Source organism: Cupriavidus pauculus (genome assembly GCF_008801835.1).
GTDB lineage: Bacteria > Pseudomonadota > Gammaproteobacteria > Burkholderiales > Burkholderiaceae > Cupriavidus > Cupriavidus pauculus.
In genome coordinates this window covers 16,074-31,217 of sequence record NZ_VZOW01000012.1, presented here as the reverse complement: position 1 = coordinate 31,217, position 15,144 = coordinate 16,074, and the positions used below count along the sequence as shown (strand labels likewise).

General features: G+C 61.9%; 11 protein-coding genes and 6 tRNA genes. 11 read left to right on the top strand and 6 right to left on the bottom strand.

Translation table 11 applies throughout. The features are described from left to right. Positions 1–13 precede the first annotated feature (13 nt). The 4 genes from F7R19_RS14355 to F7R19_RS14340 all read left to right on the top strand — a co-directional run bounded on the left by F7R19_RS14355 (position 14) and on the right by F7R19_RS14340 (position 4,871). On the top strand, positions 14–1,063 hold the full coding sequence (locus F7R19_RS14355) for a microcin C ABC transporter permease YejB (protein WP_150981062.1): 1,050 nt from the start codon (positions 14–16) through the stop codon (positions 1,061–1,063). After that, entirely contained in the window at positions 1,060–2,190 is a 1,131-nt protein-coding gene (locus F7R19_RS14350) for an ABC transporter permease (protein ID WP_150981061.1), read from the top strand. The genes F7R19_RS14355 and F7R19_RS14350 overlap by 4 nt, the downstream gene beginning before the upstream one ends. Beyond that, positions 2,187–3,854, top strand: coding sequence for an ABC transporter ATP-binding protein (locus F7R19_RS14345; protein WP_150981060.1), 1,668 nt, complete (start codon positions 2,187–2,189; stop codon positions 3,852–3,854). The genes F7R19_RS14350 and F7R19_RS14345 overlap by 4 nt, the downstream gene beginning before the upstream one ends. Positions 3,855–4,190: 336 nt before the next feature. After that, complete coding sequence (locus F7R19_RS14340; RefSeq protein ID WP_061959273.1) at positions 4,191–4,871, top strand: C40 family peptidase; 681 nt, start codon at positions 4,191–4,193, stop codon at positions 4,869–4,871. A 197-nt stretch (positions 4,872–5,068) separates the two neighbouring features. Here the strand turns inward: F7R19_RS14340 and F7R19_RS14335 are convergent, their stop codons facing one another. Then, complete coding sequence (locus F7R19_RS14335) at positions 5,069–6,019, bottom strand: patatin-like phospholipase family protein (RefSeq protein ID WP_150981059.1); 951 nt, start codon at positions 6,017–6,019, stop codon at positions 5,069–5,071. Positions 6,020–6,229: 210 nt separating this feature from the next. On the opposite strand from F7R19_RS14335, the gene gltX reads away from it, so the two are divergent. The 7 genes from gltX (at position 6,230) to F7R19_RS14300 (ending at position 8,710) form a co-directional block, all read left to right on the top strand. Beyond that, positions 6,230–7,627 (top strand): glutamate--tRNA ligase, encoded by a 1,398-nt coding sequence (gene gltX / locus F7R19_RS14330; RefSeq protein ID WP_061959275.1) that lies wholly within the window; start codon positions 6,230–6,232, stop codon positions 7,625–7,627. A gap of 206 nt (positions 7,628–7,833) precedes the next feature. Further along, positions 7,834–7,909: transfer RNA gene (locus F7R19_RS14325), tRNA-Ala, on the top strand. Positions 7,910–7,917: 8 nt separating this feature from the next. Then, positions 7,918–7,993 (top strand) — tRNA-Glu (locus F7R19_RS14320). Positions 7,994–8,059: 66 nt separating this feature from the next. Then, positions 8,060–8,136: transfer RNA gene (locus tag F7R19_RS14315), tRNA-Asp, on the top strand. Between the two features lie 168 nt (positions 8,137–8,304). After that, a tRNA-Ala gene (locus F7R19_RS14310) sits at positions 8,305–8,380 on the top strand. 110 nt (positions 8,381–8,490) lie between these two features. Further along, positions 8,491–8,566, top strand: a tRNA-Glu gene (locus F7R19_RS14305). Positions 8,567–8,633: 67 nt separating this feature from the next. After that, a tRNA-Asp gene (locus F7R19_RS14300) sits at positions 8,634–8,710 on the top strand. A gap of 271 nt (positions 8,711–8,981) precedes the next feature. Here F7R19_RS14300 and F7R19_RS14295 read toward each other — a convergent pair. From F7R19_RS14295 to rho, 5 genes are all read right to left on the bottom strand, one after another. Continuing rightward, positions 8,982–10,340, bottom strand: coding sequence for an MATE family efflux transporter (locus F7R19_RS14295; RefSeq protein ID WP_150981058.1), 1,359 nt, complete (start codon positions 10,338–10,340; stop codon positions 8,982–8,984). Between the two features lie 88 nt (positions 10,341–10,428). After that, positions 10,429–12,216, bottom strand: coding sequence for an ArnT family glycosyltransferase (locus F7R19_RS14290; protein ID WP_150981057.1), 1,788 nt, complete (start codon positions 12,214–12,216; stop codon positions 10,429–10,431). Between the two features lie 152 nt (positions 12,217–12,368). Continuing rightward, the gene (locus F7R19_RS14285; protein ID WP_061959698.1) at positions 12,369–12,626 is read right to left on the bottom strand and encodes a type B 50S ribosomal protein L31; all 258 of its coding nucleotides are present in this window, start codon (positions 12,624–12,626) and stop codon (positions 12,369–12,371) included. A gap of 171 nt (positions 12,627–12,797) precedes the next feature. Then, positions 12,798–13,664 carry a M90 family metallopeptidase gene (locus F7R19_RS14280; RefSeq protein WP_150981056.1) on the bottom strand — a complete coding sequence of 289 codons (867 nt, stop codon included), beginning with the start codon at positions 13,662–13,664 and terminating at the stop codon, positions 12,798–12,800. 77 nt (positions 13,665–13,741) lie between these two features. Beyond that, on the bottom strand, positions 13,742–15,004 hold the full coding sequence (rho, locus tag F7R19_RS14275; protein WP_061959700.1) for a transcription termination factor Rho: 1,263 nt from the start codon (positions 15,002–15,004) through the stop codon (positions 13,742–13,744). Positions 15,005–15,144: the final 140 nt, after the last annotated feature.

The window sequence follows — 15,144 nt, the reverse complement described above, 5'->3', positions numbered from 1 at the left end:
CAACGGACGGCCAATGTTTGCCTATCTGCTCAAGCGAATCCTGCTGATGATCCCGACGCTGATCGGCGTCATCACGCTCACGTTTGTCGTGATCCAGTTTGTGCCGGGCGGCCCGGTCGAGCAGATGATACTTGAAATGAAAGGGCGCGGCGCGAGCGGTGAAGCCAGTGGCGGGGGCGCGGAATATCGCGGCCGGCGGGGCGTCGATCCGGACAAGATCAAGGAGATCCAGGCGCTCTATGGCTTCGACAAACCGCCCATCGAACGTTACTTCATGATGCTCAAGCGCTTTGCGCGATTTGATCTGGGCCAGAGCTATTTCCAGCACCGCAGTGTGTGGGAGCTGGTGAAGTCCAAGATGCCGGTTTCGATCAGCCTGGGGCTCTGGACATTTTTCCTGACCTACCTGATATCGGTGCCGCTCGGCATATCGAAGGCAATCCGCGCCGGCAGCCGGTTTGACGTGATCAGCAGCTTGATCGTGCTGGTGGGCTACGCGATCCCGGGCTTTGTGCTCGGCGTGCTGCTGCTGGTGCTGTTTGGCGGCGGCACGTTCGTGCAGTGGTTTCCGCTGCGCGGGCTGACTTCGGACGACTGGGACCAGCTTTCGCTGATGGGTAAGGTAATGGATTACCTGTGGCACCTTGTGCTGCCGATCACCGCGTCGGTGGTGGGCAGTTTCGCCGTGGTGACGATGTTGACCAAGAACGCGTTTCTGGAGGAAATCCGCAAGCAGTACGTGCTGACCGCGCGCGCCAAGGGCCTGTCGGAACGGCGCGTGCTCTGGAAACACGTGTTTCGCAATGCGCTGATTCCGCTCGTGACCGGATTTCCGGCGGCGTTCATTGGCGCGTTCTTCACGGGGTCGCTGCTGATCGAGACGCTGTTCTCGCTGGATGGCCTGGGCCTGCTTTCGTATGAAGCGGTGCTGCGCCGCGATTATCCCGTGGTACTCGGCACCCTGTACCTGTTCACGCTGATCGGGCTTGTGACGCGGCTCATTTCGGATGTCTGCTACGTAATGGTGGATCCTCGCATCCATTTCGAAGGGATGCACCGATGAAATTGCGTACCGCAAGTATCGCCGGCAGCAAAGCCCTGCCACATTCGCTTTCGCCGCGCCAGCGCGCCTGGCAGCGTTTCCGCCGCAACCGGCTTGGCTATTGGAGCCTGATCCTGTTTGTGGTGATTTTCCTGCTGAGTCTGGCGGCCGAAGTGCTGTCCAGCGATCGCCCGCTGGTGGTGCGCTACAAGGGCGAGTATTACTTCCCGATCGTCAAGGTCTATCCGGAAACCACGTTCGACGGGGATTTCGCCACGCCGGCCGATTATCTCGATCCCTATATTCGCGACCGAATTACCACGCACGGCAACTTCGCGGTGTTCCCGCCGAATCGTTATTCCTACGATTCGATCAACTATTTCGCGAAGGAACCAAATCCCGCGCCGCCGTCCGCCGACAACTGGCTCGGCACCGACGACCGCGGGCGCGACGTCCTGGCGCGGCTGCTGTATGGTTTCCGCGTTTCCGTGCTGTTTGGCATGGCGCTGACGATTATCGGCGTATTGATTGGCACGCTCACCGGCGCGCTGATGGGATTCTTCGGCGGCCGTTTCGATCTGTTCTCGCAGCGCGCCATCGAGATATGGAGTTCGATGCCCGAGCTGTATCTGCTGATCATTTTCGCGTCGATCTTCGAACCGAGCCTGGCGTTGCTGATCATCCTGCTGTCGCTGTTCGGCTGGATGGGACTGTCGGACTACGTGCGTGCCGAGTTCTATCGCAACCGCTCACTCGACTATGTCAAATCGGCGCGCGCGCTGGGTTTGTCTAATGTCCAGATCATGTGGCGCCATATCCTGCCCAACAGCCTGACGCCGGTCATCACCTTCCTGCCGTTCCGCATGAGCGCCGCGATCCTGGCACTGACAAGCCTCGATTTCCTCGGTCTGGGCGTGCCGCCGACCACGCCCAGCCTGGGCGAACTGCTGGCGCAGGGCAAGGGAAACCTCGATGCCTGGTGGATTTCGCTGTCGACCTTTGCGGTGCTGGTGATCACGCTGTTACTACTGACCTTCATGGGCGACGCGCTGCGCGATGCTTTTGACACCCGCCTGGGTCTCGCGCAGTTGCGCGGCCGGGTAGAGCCGAAAGTGCCTGCCGGCAGCGCCGCGGAGGTGACGCCATGAGCGCGGTGACGCCGATTTTCGATCCGCTGCATCCGGTCGCGCCGCCCGCGCCCGGTACGCTGCTGATGTGCGTGGACCATCTGTCCGTGACGTTTGGCGAAGGCGAGAGCGCGACGCGCGCGGTGCGCGACGTGAGTTTCGACCTGCGCGCTGGCGAGCGATATGCGCTGGTGGGTGAATCGGGCTCGGGCAAGACCGTCACGGCGCTGGCCATGCTGCGGCTGGTGGAGGATGCCACCTATCAAGGCGCGATCCGGTTCGAGGGCAAGGACCTGCTACAGGTGAGCGATCGCGAAGTGCGCCGGATCCGCGGATCGGAAATCGCGATGATTTTCCAGGAGCCGATGACGGCGCTCAATCCGCTGTACACGATCGGCAACCAGATTGTGGAAACCCTTGCGCTGCATGAGGGGTTGGATCGGCGCGCGGCTCGGGAGCGTGCCATTGCGCTGCTCGAGCGCACGGGCATCAGCGATGCGGCCAACCGTTTCAACAGTTTTCCCCACCAGTTGTCGGGCGGGCAGCGTCAGCGCGCCATGATCGCCATGGCGCTGGCCTGTCGCCCGAAGCTGTTGCTCGCCGACGAGCCGACCACAGCGCTGGACGTCACCATCCGCGCCCAGATCCTGGATCTGCTGCGCAGCCTCCAGGCGGAATTCGGCATGGCCGTGATGTTGATCACGCACGACCTGAATATGGTTCGTGCGTTTGCGCAGCGCGTGGGCGTGATGGAAAAGGGTGTGCTGGTCGAGACCGGCGAGACCGCCGAGGTTTTCGCCAATCCGCACCACCCGTACACGCGCAAGCTGATCGACAGCCATCCCAGGCGCGAAGTCCTGCCGCTGGTGCCGCTGGCGCCTGTGCTTCTGGAAACCGACGCACTCTGCGTCAACTATCACAAGAAGCGCTCCGGGTTTGCCGGCTGGTTCCTGAAGGAAGCGTTTGCCGCGGTGAAGGATGTCACGCTGCAACTGCGCGAGGGCGAAACGCTGGGCATCGTCGGGGAGTCCGGATCGGGCAAGACCACGCTTGCGCACGCGGTATTGGCGCTGCAACGCAAGAGCAGTGGGGCGATCCAGTTTCTCGGGCGCAGTTTCGATGCGTGCACGCAAAAGGAACGTAGTTCGCTGCGCTCGCGCATGCAGGTGGTGTTCCAGGATCCGTTCGGATCGTTATCGCCGCGCATGACGATCGAGCAGATCGTGGGCGAGGGCTTGGCGCTGCACCAGCCCGGGCTGTCGCCAGAAGCGATGCGGGAGCGTGTCATCGAGGCGCTGCGTGAAGTCGGGCTCGACCGCACGGCGCTGGGACGTTATCCGCACGAGTTTTCCGGCGGGCAGCGCCAGCGGATCGCCATCGCCCGCGTGTTGATCCTCAAGCCGCAGGTGTTGGTGCTCGACGAGCCCACGTCGGCGCTCGATGTATCGATCCAGCAGCAGGTTCTGGCATTGCTGTCGCAACTTCAGCACAAGTACAACCTCAGCTATCTGTTCATCAGCCACGACCTGGCGGTGATTCGGGCGATGGCGCACCGCGTGATCGTGATGAAAAACGGTGAAGTGGTGGAATCGGGCGAAACCGAAACGGTGCTTGGTGCGCCGCAGCATCCGTATACGCGCAAATTGATGGCCGCCGCCCAGCTTGGTGCCGCGCGGATGATGTGATTCCTGCCGCCCGCCGGCAGATGCGCGTAACACATACTCAATATTCGGTTTCCAAGAATCAAGATACGTTTTTGATGCTAATTCTTTGATTTGCTAGCGAATTGAGGAAAATTTGTAACCATCTTTGACACGTCAAAGCCCGGTCCTTTAATATCGCGCGATAAGTTTTCGGGGGTGGTTCGTCCGTCGCATGCTGACCTTGGGGAAGGTCGTTGATGCACGCGGCTGGTGCAGTTCTGCTGGCGTACTTTTTGCGTACGATCCGCCCTGATGTTTTCACGCTGTCCGGCTTTGTCTGATTTGCCGGTCAGATTTGTCCGATCATCAGGAGAACCAATGCAGCAGACGGTACTTCATTCTCTGGCGCGCGCCGCTATCGGAATTGCCATTGCCTGCGGTGCGACTGTGTCGAATGGAGTGCTGGCGGATACGGTATTCAAGGATCCCGACGCCCGGATCGAGGCTCGCGTGGAAAGCGCCGATGCACATCCGGAAGGCAAGCGCGGCTTGCTGTCGTCGGTCATGAATTCCACCAGCAACGTTGCCAGCAAGGCTGGCGATCTGGTCATGAACGCGCTGGGCCTGATTGGCGTGCGTTATCGCTTCGGCGGTAACAGCCCCGAATCGGGTCTGGACTGCAGCGGCTTTGTCCGCTACGTGTTCAACGACACCTTCGGCTTCATGTTGCCGCGCCGGTCCGTCGAAATGAGCCAGGTGGGCACCACCGTGGCCGTCAACGAACTGCGTCCGGGCGATCTCGTGTTCTTCAACACGATGCGCCACACGTTCTCGCACGTCGGTATCTATATTGGCGACAACAAGTTCGTGCATGCGCCGTCTACCGGCAGCAAGATCCGTGTCGACGACATGCGTGCGTCGTATTGGGTGACGCGCTACAACGGCGCCCGCCGTATCGACGATTCCGCGCGCGTCTCGACCGAGAACACGGGCAGCATCATCGAAACGCTCAAGCGTTACGATCCCAACGCGCAGGGCAGGTCGATGCTCGGCGGCTGAGTTGGCGCCTGGGACATCGCCAGATATGAAAAGGACTGCTCGGGCAGTCCTTTTTTATTGCTTCGCGCCAGTCAGATGCCGTGCCGCAATGGACGTCCACGGCTGACATGCCGTGTCACATGACTGACGATTTCCGTCAGTTTTCGTCAATCTCCGTCAGGCGGTGGTCGAATATGACAACGGTTGCCATTTGGCGATCACTGCGTGGCGACCGTTCCCGGCGTGGCGGGGCGCGCCCGTGCCGCCGCGAGCTTTTCCCGCAGGGCCGGCAAGGCCGCGGCGGTGGCCTGCTCCCCGGCCAGGATCGCGCGGTTGCGCGACGCGAAATCGCTGCCGCCCATATCGGGCAGATCCGGGCGGATGACCACGTCGGCGCGCGCCAGGGCCATCTTGTTGATCGACTGGCCCATGATCGCGGTGGTCTGCAGCAGCACGCCGCCTTGCCCGCTGTTCTTCTGGCTGGAGGGATCTGCCGAAATATTCACGGCAATCACAAATTCCGCGCCCATCTCGCGCGCCGCGTCGACCGGCACCGGCTCGACGAGGCCGCCGTCGACATAATCGTGGCCGCCGATCGATACCGGCTGGAACACGCCCGGCACGCTGCTCGATGCGCGCACGGCCTGCCCGGTGTTGCCACGCCGGAATACGATGCGGTCGCCGGTTTTCAGGTCCGTTGCGACGATGCCGAGCGGCAGCTTCATGGCCTCGATCGGGCGATTCTTCACCAGCCGATTGACGTAGTTCTGCAGCGCTTCGCCTTTGACCCAGCCGCCAAACTTTGTGCCGAATGGCAGTGCCCAGTCGGCGATCGCCGCTTCATCCATGGTCAGGGCCAGCTTGTTCAACTGAAACCCGTCCATGCCCGTTGCATACAGCGCCGCGACCACCGATCCTGCGCTGGTGCCGGTCACGATATCGGCATGAATGCCCTGGGCTTCGAGCGCTTTGATCACGCCGATATGCGCGAAGCCGCGTGCTGCGCCGCCGCCGAGCGCCAGGCCGATGCGGACCGGCCGTGCAGGCACGGGGGTTGGCGGCCCGCTGGTAGTCGTGCCCGTTGCCGGCGGCACAGTTGGCTTCGGGCCGAATGAACAGGCCGCCAGCAGCATTGCCGCCGAAGCGCCCAGGAAATTTCGTCGTTGCATCGAAAGGGATGAGAGGCTTGCCGAAAGTGATGCCGAAGGGATTTGTTGGTCGCGCGGCCTTAAAATTTGGCATGCGGACCCGTCTGAGACTGGCCGCAGCTTAAATGATTCCGTGGCCCGGGTGCAGTGCGGGCAGGGCGTATAATGCGGCATTCAATGAAATCCGGCCTGCGCGCACCTGTGCGCGGGCCTTTTTGTTTCTCCCCGACCATGACACAACGCGTCCGTACTCGTTTCGCGCCGAGCCCGACCGGCTTCATCCATCTGGGCAACATCCGTTCTGCGCTTTATCCCTGGGCGTTTGCGCGCCGCATGAAGGGTGATTTCATCCTGCGTATCGAGGATACGGATGTCGAGCGTTCGTCGGAAGAGGCCGTCAATGTGATCCTGGAAAGCATGGCCTGGCTCGATCTGGATATCGACGAAGGCCCGTTCTATCAGATGCAGCGCATGGACCGCTATCGCGCCGTCGTCCAGCAGATGATGGATAGCGGCCTGGCCTATCACTGCTATATGAGCACCGAGGAACTCGACGCGCTGCGCGAAGCCCAGCGCGCTGCCGGCGAAAAACCGCGTTACAACGGCTTCTGGCGGCCGGAGCCGGGCAAGGTGCTGCCCGAACCGCCCGCTGGTGTGAAGCCCGTGGTGCGTTTCAAGAATCCGATTGGCGGTAGCGTGGTCTGGGACGATGCGGTCAAGGGGCGCATCGAGATTTCGAACGACGAACTCGACGATCTCGTGATCGCGCGGCCGGACGGCACGCCGACGTACAACTTCTGCGTGGTCGTCGACGATCTGGACATGAAGATCACCCACGTCATCCGTGGCGACGATCACGTCAACAATACGCCGCGCCAGATCAATATCATCCGTGCGCTGGGCGGCGACGTGCCCGTCTACGCGCATCTGCCCACCGTGCTGAACGAGCAGGGCGAGAAGATGAGCAAGCGACATGGCGCCATGGCGGTGACCGGCTATCGGGACGAAGGTTATCTGCCCGAGGCGGTGCTGAACTATCTGGCCCGCCTTGGCTGGGCGCACGGCGACGCGGAGATTTTTTCGCGCGAACAGTTTGTCGAATGGTTCGATCTGGATCATCTCGGCAAGTCGCCGGCGCAGTACAACCCAGAGAAGCTTGCCTGGCTGAACAACCATTACATCAAGACCGGCGACAACGCGCGCCTGGCCGATCTGACCCGTCCCTTCATCGAGGCGCTCGGCGGCAAGGTGGAAGGCGCCGATCTGGTCGGGGTGATCGCGCTGGTCAAGGACCGTGCGAATACGCTCAAGGAAGTCGCGCAAACCGCGATGCTGTTCTATCGCGGCGAGCCCCAGCCCGATGCGGCGCTCAAGGCCGAGCACCTGACCGACGAGATCCGTCCGGCGCTACAGGCGCTGACCGCGCAACTGACTTCGCTGCCTGAGTGGAAGCGTGAAGCGATCAACGCGACGTTCAAGGCCGTGCTGGCGGAATTCGGCCTGAAGATGCCGAAGCTGGCGATGCCGGTGCGGCTGCTGGTGGCGGGGCAGTTGCAGACGCCGAGTATCGACGCGGTGCTGGAATTGTTCGGGCGCGAAACGGTTCTGCGCCGTCTGGCTGCCATCTAAAAATGTGCGGAAAAGTCTTGGCGGGGGCTTGCGCTCAAGCCGAGACTTCAGCATAATCTCGTTCTCCCTGCTGCGCGACGCAAGTCAAGCAGATCGGTTGAAAAATCGAAAAGGGGCTTGCAAATCGGCGTGATTGCTTTATAATCGCCGCTTCGCCGGAAATGCAGTAAATCTGGCGGCAAGATGCAGTAAATGGCAGTAACTTCGGGGCTATAGCTCAGCTGGGAGAGCGCTTGCATGGCATGCAAGAGGTCAGCGGTTCGATCCCGCTTAGCTCCACCAAAGTTTCTGTCCCCTTCGTCTAGAGGCCTAGGACATCACCCTTTCACGGTGAGTACAGGGGTTCGAATCCCCTAGGGGACGCCAAATATTGGACGTAATCAGACGTCCAGTTGGCTGTCCGGAGCGAAGCTTCGGGTGGCAACCGACAAAGGAGCGGTAGTTCAGTCGGTTAGAATACCGGCCTGTCACGCCGGGGGTCGCGGGTTCGAGTCCCGTCCGCTCCGCCAGACTGAGCCCGCTTGGGTGAAACCAAGCGGGTTTTTATTTGGGTAGGAAGCGATTATTGAATAATCGCTTTTTCGATTACCCGAAGCAAATGTTGTCAGCTTCGAAAAATCGAAATATAATCGCGGCTTCGCAAGAAAATGCGATCAGGAAATACTCGGAAGTATTATGGGGCTATAGCTCAGCTGGGAGAGCGCTTGCATGGCATGCAAGAGGTCAGCGGTTCGATCCCGCTTAGCTCCACCAGAATTCCGAGGCGCTTGAGCGGTAAAAAAGCGCTTCAGGTTGCGAAAAAGTTCTGTTAAAATGCCGGACTTCGTAGCAATAGACGGAAACGTTGCTTGCAACAGATTTCTGTCCCCTTCGTCTAGAGGCCTAGGACATCACCCTTTCACGGTGAGTACAGGGGTTCGAATCCCCTAGGGGACGCCAAAATATTGGACGTAATCAAACGTCCAGTTGGCTGTCCGGAGCGAAGCTTCGGGTAGCAACGAAACAAGGAGCGGTAGTTCAGTTGGTTAGAATACCGGCCTGTCACGCCGGGGGTCGCGGGTTCGAGCCCCGTCCGCTCCGCCAACTTTTAAAAAAGCCTGCTATGCAGGCTTTTTTTTCGTCCTGCGGAAGTGTGATTCCTGCGGAAGTGTGATCGGCGAACGTATGTCGATCACATGGCGCCTCGGGGCTGCCACACCGGCGCAAGTCCGGCCGCCGCCATCGCAACCGCCTGCGCAAGTTCATGCGCGCCGTGTCGGATCCATCCCACCACGTCCCGGCAACGCCCGTTCCACCCGTACTTCCGATCGAGAGCGCCACGGTCGCGTGCGCCCGATCTGGCGCATCAGCTCGTCTAGCGAACCTCGGGCACCCGGCTGACCTTGCGGAAATACCGCACGAGCAGTGTGCCGGCAATGGCGAGACTGACGCTGTTGGCGAGCCAGAAACCCGAGGCGCCACGCGTGAATGCCGGCATCGACTCGATCAGTCCGAAGCCGAGCACATAACCGCCGCCCAATCCCACTCCCCACAGCGACCCGGCATAGATCAGGGTCGGAATCAACGCGATCTTGTAGGCGCGCAGAATAAATGCGCTCATGACCTGCACGGCGTCGAACGCCTGATAGAACGCGACAAACAGCATCAACGGCAACGCTTTTGCCACGACGGTGGGATCCTTCGCATAGGCGTTCAGAAGCGGCTCGCGCAATAGCCAGAGCAGGGTGCCCGTGACCAGGGCGATGCTCGCGCCAAACCGGATGCCGCGCCAGCCGATACGCCGCGCACCGGCGAGATCGCGCGCGCCGATCGCTTGCGCTACAAGCGTCGACGTGGCGATCGAAAGCGACAGCGGCATCATGTACGCCACTGCGCTCAGGTTGGCGATGATCTGATGGCCGGCGAGCGTGTCCGTGCCCAGCCGTGTGATGAAGATCGACATCAGCGTGAACGACGTGATTTCGATCAGGTAAGTCAGTCCCATTGGCACGCCGAGGCGCAGCAGCGGCGAAATCCGTTGCCAGCGCGGCCATTCCCATCGCGCAAAAATGCCGAGCGGACGATAAGCACTGCCCAGGCGCAGGATCGCCAGGCCGGACGCGCACCACGTCCAGCTGATGATCGTCGATGCCAGTGCGCAACCGGGGCCGCCCATCGCATCGACGCCAAGTCCACCGTGGATAAACCAGGCATTGAGCGGCACCTTCAGCATCAGCCCGGCAATCTGCAGGACCGTCACCATGATCGGGCGCGACAAGGCATTGTTCAGCGCCATGTAGATGCGGAACGCGAGCGCCGCCGGGAGCCCGAAGGCCACGATATGCAAATACCGCGACGCCTTTTCCACCAGCTCGGGAGGCGCCTTTGCGAACGCCAGCAACGGTCCCGGAAACAACAGGAGCAGCATGCCCGGGATGGCCAGCGCCAAGCCCAGCCACGCGGCCTGGCGGACTTCGACGCCGATTTCCTCGATGCGCCCCGCGCCATACAGTTGGCCTGCCGTTGGGGCCAGGGCCTGCAACACGCCCATCAGGCTGATATAGACCGTCACGTAGATCGATCCGCCCAGCCCCACCGCGGCGAGGTCAGTGGCCGACGCGCGCCCTGCCATGATGGTGTCGATGACGCCGAACGCAATTACGGCAAGTTGCCCCACCAGTACCGGTGTGGCCAGATGGACGATGCGGCGAAGATCTTGCAGCGCGCTGCTCATGGGGAGGTCGGATCGGCGGCTGGCCGATTCTGGCCAGCAGGGTCAAGGCGCCTTGACAGGCCGGCGCCGTGGCGGCGCGCGACGGCCGTCATTCCTGCCGCGGCAGGCGGCGTTGCGCGGCTGACGGGCGCGGTGGCGCAGCATGCGAGGTGTCCACCAGGCGATACAGGCGGAAACGCTCGTCGCGGTCGGCCGGGCGGCGGCCTTCCCAGATCAGCCGCCATTCGAAATGGGAAATATTGCTCGGCGCGCCGTAGTCCACCGCATCGTGACGCAGCAGCACATCGCATGCGTCGGCTGGACCGCCGAAGCGAATTTGTCCGAAGTACGCAAAGGACGCGAGTTGCGCATCGCCCATGCGGATCGGCTGTACGCACCGATAGGTCGACGGCAGGGCCAGTGCGGCGGCCTGCGCGACATCGCGATAGGTCTTGCCGTAGTTGATGGACGGCAGCCAGAGGGTCATGGCGATGACCCACATCAACGTCGTGCCGGCCGCCGAAATCACCACCGGGCGCCAGATCTGCTTTGGCGCGCGCGACAGCCGCCAGCGCACGATCAGGATCCACGCCAGTGTCACCGCGATCGCTATCGCGACGGCGCTCAGGGTAAAGGTGTGCTGGAAGCCCGGAATCTGGCGAAACACGTTGTTGGCGATCTTGGGAGGCCAGCCGGTTGTCTTGGCGATCCACATGAACCAGATGAAGCCGCCAAAAATCGTGAAGAACAGCAGGGCAAACCAGTCGATCGCATTGATCGCCGCGCGCGGCAGCGTGGGCAGCGCAAACGCCGCCAGGATGGCCATCGGCGGCAGCAGCAGGATGAATTGCACGTCGCCGGGGCTGCGCTGCAACACCAGCAGTACGAATAGCATGGCCAGGATCGCCAGCGGTAACGCCACGTGTGCGGCGCGGCGCATCCCGCGCCACGACAGCCAGGCAAACGCCGCGATCGGCCAAACCGGCCAGCTGAACAGGAAGAAGTTGCGCGCGATAAAGCCTGCCGTGAGCAGCGAAGGCGCCCCGTAGGTGTGGCGGTCGTAGCGCGACCACTCGCGGATATAGGCCACGGCATCGTCGGGAACCGTCGCGCCAAAATAAGCGGCAGCCATCCAGGCGCCCACGATCGCGAGTGCAATCGGCAAGCCGATCGCGACGAGCCGCTTCAGCGGTAATGGCCTGCATGCGATACCTGCGACCAACGACGCGCCCAACAGCGCCGCGGCCAGGATCGGTCCGCTGGCCAGGCACAGCGCACCCAGGCCGACGCCGAACCAGAGGCTGCCCTGGACGGGTTTATCCAGGCTGCGCACCATGCCATAGAGGATGAACGCGATGAAACAGACCTGACCGACTTGCGCCGTGGTCTCGTGGCCACGCATGGCCAGGCCAACGCAGGCCAGGAAAATCAGTAAGGCCCCGTCGGCCAGCGCACGGCCGTACGAGCGCGCGTCGGGCTGTCCGCCGAAAGCAAAGGCAAACGGCTGCACCTCGTCACGTCGGCCAAGCAGATACGTCGAATACCAGATGAATGCGCAGGTGCCGAAGTAAAACAGCGCCGGGGCGAGGCGCGAGGCGTCCGGCGCGCCCAGCCATCCGCCGAACAGCCGGATCATCAGCCCGCCCACCCAGAAGACCAGCGGGCCGTCCTCGCTGACGGGCCGGCCCACGATGTTGGGCATCAGCCAGTCTTGCACGTTGCCGTCGCCAAGCTGCCACATGACGCCAAACCCGGCCGCGTCCTCGTTCTTCCATGGATCCCGCCCAAACAAACCTGCCAGGCCATAGATGATGCAGATCGCCAGCAAAAGATAGCGCGGCAGCGCGCCGGTCGCGGCGGCGGTCAGGTGGACGGGAGAGGTCTTGGCTTGGGACATCGGGACAGAGGCGGGACAGCGACCATAAGCGAACACAAGCCGCTATTGTGGGCCACAAATGCAAAGAGGCAGCCGATGCTGCCTCTCTGTCAGGTCGCGCAGGGCAGGAGCATCTGTTCCTGCGCGCGCGTTCGCTCGGTAGAGCTGGGCGATTACTTCTTGGCGGCCAGCTTGCTGCCGAACTTCTGGCGGAACTTCTCGACGCGGCCGGCCGTGTCCATGATCTTCTGTTGGCCGGTATAGAAAGGATGCGATTCCGACGACACTTCGATCTTGGCCAGCGGGTAGGTCTTGCCTTCGTGTTCGATCGTGTCCTTGGTCTGGATCGTCGAGCGGGTCACGAACTTGAAGTCGTTCGACACGTCGTGGAACAGGACTTCGCGGTAATTGGGGTGAATGCCTTCTTTCATGGTGCTTCCTTTCAGGTTGGGTAGCCAGTCCGCTCGGTCGTCGAATGTCGCAGGCAAACGCTTGCGACGAGCGAACCACTTGCCGATTACGGGCAAACCAGAATTATGGCAGATAAACAAGGACTTGGGCAATAAGTCCGTAGCTTTCGCGATAGCGGCGGTAAAAACGCTTTACGTGGCTGATACGTCATGTTTTGCCGGATCCTGGCGATAAAACTGGCACAGCATGGCGTACGTCGTGGGCCAGTGCTCGCGTAGGGCGCGCGGATCGACGAAAAAGGCCTCGGAAGCCACCGCGAAGAATTCGCTCGGCGCCTCGCATCCATACGGGTCGATCACGTGCAGCCGGGGCGGCAGGCGGTGCGGGTGGTCCCAGTCGGCGTCGGCGACCGCTTCACATGCGTCGGCGAACGTATCGTATTCCCCCAGGAAGGTTTCGGCCCACTGCTCTGCATCGATGCCCGGATGCAGGACGCGCGAAAACGGCGGCACGCCATCCGGTTCGCCGTTCAGCATGTCGAGTTTGTGGGCGAATTCATGGATTACCACGTTGTAGGTGTCGACCGGCAGCTCGCGGGCGCTGACGATGCCCGCGCCGGGCAAGCTCACGTCCTGCCATGAGAGGATCACCGGGCCGTTCTCCCATGCCTCGCCGCTGGCTTCTTCCTCGACGCCATGGACGAGGCCGATCTCGTCTTCCACGGTCTTGCGGATCAGGAATTCGCCCGGATACAGCACGATGCCGCGCCAGCCCCGATACCACTCGATGCCCAGTTTCAGGATCGGCACGCAAGCCTGCACGGCCACGCTGACCACCATGTCGTCGGTCAGTTCGAGGTCGTGCGCGGTCGAATATTCCTTGTTGGCGATAAACAGCGTTGCCAGTTCGCGCAGCGCGTGCAGGTCGTCGGCGTCGTAGCGTTGCACGAAGGGCAGCGCGGCGACGGTGCGCGTCCACAGTTCGTCGGGAATCGCGTACTGGGCAAGCTTGCGCTCGCGCGAGCGCGCACGCAGGAAGCTGGAAAGTTTGCCGAACATAATGGGTCGGGTCGGAAATGAAAAAGGCGCACCCAGAGGGTACGCCTTTCCGCTTGCGTGGCAACTGCCAGGTGGCGTTAGCCGCCGCGGCGCATCATGTCGAAGAACTCCGCATTGTTCTTCGTCGGCTTCATCTTGTCGAGGATGAATTCCATCGCCTGGACTTCGTCCATGTCGGAGATGAACTTGCGCAGGATCCAGATCTTCTGGAGGATTTCCGGCTTGATCAGCAGTTCCTCGCGGCGCGTACCGGATTTGTTCAGGTTGATGGCCGGGTAGACGCGCTTTTCCGCCAGACGGCGTTCCAGGTGCACTTCCATGTTGCCGGTGCCCTTGAACTCTTCGTAGATCACGTCGTCCATACGGCTGCCGGTTTCGATCAGCGCCGTGGCGATGATCGTCAGCGAACCGCCTTCTTCCAGGTTACGCGCGGCGCCGAAGAAACGCTTCGGGCGCTGCAGCGCGTTGGCGTCGACACCGCCGGTCAGCACCTTGCCCGAGGCCGGCACCACCGTGTTGTAGGCGCGCGCCAGACGGGTAATGGAGTCCAGCAGGATCACCACGTCGCGCTTCAGCTCGACCAGTCGCTTGGCTTTCTCGATGACCATTTCGGCCACCTGTACGTGGCGGATCGCGGGTTCGTCGAACGTCGACGCCACCACTTCACCACGAACCGAGCGCTGCATTTCGGTCACTTCTTCGGGGCGTTCGTCGATCAGCAGCACGAACAGATCCGCTTCCGGATGATTGTTGGCGATCGCGTGGGCGATGTGCTGCAGCATCACGGTCTTGCCGGACTTCGGCGACGCCACCAGCAGTGCGCGCTGTCCGCGGCCAATCGGCGCGATCATGTCGACGATGCGGCCAGTGATGTTCTCTTCGGCGCGGATATCGCGTTCGAGCGTGAGCGGCCGGTTCGGGTGCAGCGGCGTCAGGTTCTCGAACATGATGCGGTTCTTCACCGCTTCGGGCGGCTGCCCGTTGACCTTGTCCACCTTGACCAGCGCAAAGTAGCGCTCGCCGTCCTTGGGCGTGCGGACCTCGCCCTCGATCGAATCGCCGGTGTGCAGGTTGAAGCGGCGGATCTGCGAGGGGCTGATGTAGATGTCGTCCGTGCTGGCGAGGTACGAAGTTTCCGGCGAGCGCAGGAAACCGAAGCCGTCGGGGAGGACTTCCAGCGTGCCGTCTCCGTAGATGGTTTCGCCCATCTTGGCGCGCTTCTTCAGGATCGCAAACATCAGTTCCTGTTTGCGCATCCGTTGTGCGTTGTCGATCTCGAGCGTAGCCGCCATTTCGAGAAGCGCAGACACGTGAAGCGATTTTAGTTCTGTCAGGTGCATAGACAAGGGGTACAGAGGCGCCCGAACGGGCAAGACCTAAGGAAGGGGGAAAAGAATGAGCGAACGCTCGGGGAAGTTGTTGGGTGGCATCTTAGCACAAACCGGCCGGTACGCCAGAGCTGGCGCACGCACGGCCGGAT

Bases quoted from the DNA above. Each gene is read 5' to 3' on its own strand.
- F7R19_RS14355 (WP_150981062.1), top strand. From the start codon at position 14: ATGTTTGCCTATCTGCTCAAGCGAATCCTGCTGATGATCCCGACGCTG.
- F7R19_RS14350 (WP_150981061.1), top strand. From the start codon at position 1,060: ATGAAATTGCGTACCGCAAGTATCGCCGGCAGCAAAGCCCTGCCACAT.
- F7R19_RS14285 (WP_061959698.1), bottom strand. From the start codon at position 12,626: ATGAAAGAAGGCATTCACCCCAATTACCGCGAAGTCCTGTTCCACGAC.
- F7R19_RS14295 (WP_150981058.1), bottom strand. From the start codon at position 10,340: ATGAGCAGCGCGCTGCAAGATCTTCGCCGCATCGTCCATCTGGCCACA.
- F7R19_RS14345 (WP_150981060.1), top strand. From the start codon at position 2,187: ATGAGCGCGGTGACGCCGATTTTCGATCCGCTGCATCCGGTCGCGCCG.
- F7R19_RS14335 (WP_150981059.1), bottom strand. From the start codon at position 6,019: ATGCAACGACGAAATTTCCTGGGCGCTTCGGCGGCAATGCTGCTGGCG.
- rho (WP_061959700.1), bottom strand. From the start codon at position 15,004: ATGCACCTGACAGAACTAAAATCGCTTCACGTGTCTGCGCTTCTCGAA.
- F7R19_RS14290 (WP_150981057.1), bottom strand. From the start codon at position 12,216: ATGTCCCAAGCCAAGACCTCTCCCGTCCACCTGACCGCCGCCGCGACC.
- F7R19_RS14280 (WP_150981056.1), bottom strand. From the start codon at position 13,664: ATGTTCGGCAAACTTTCCAGCTTCCTGCGTGCGCGCTCGCGCGAGCGC.
- F7R19_RS14340 (WP_061959273.1), top strand. From the start codon at position 4,191: ATGCAGCAGACGGTACTTCATTCTCTGGCGCGCGCCGCTATCGGAATT.
- gltX (WP_061959275.1), top strand. From the start codon at position 6,230: ATGACACAACGCGTCCGTACTCGTTTCGCGCCGAGCCCGACCGGCTTC.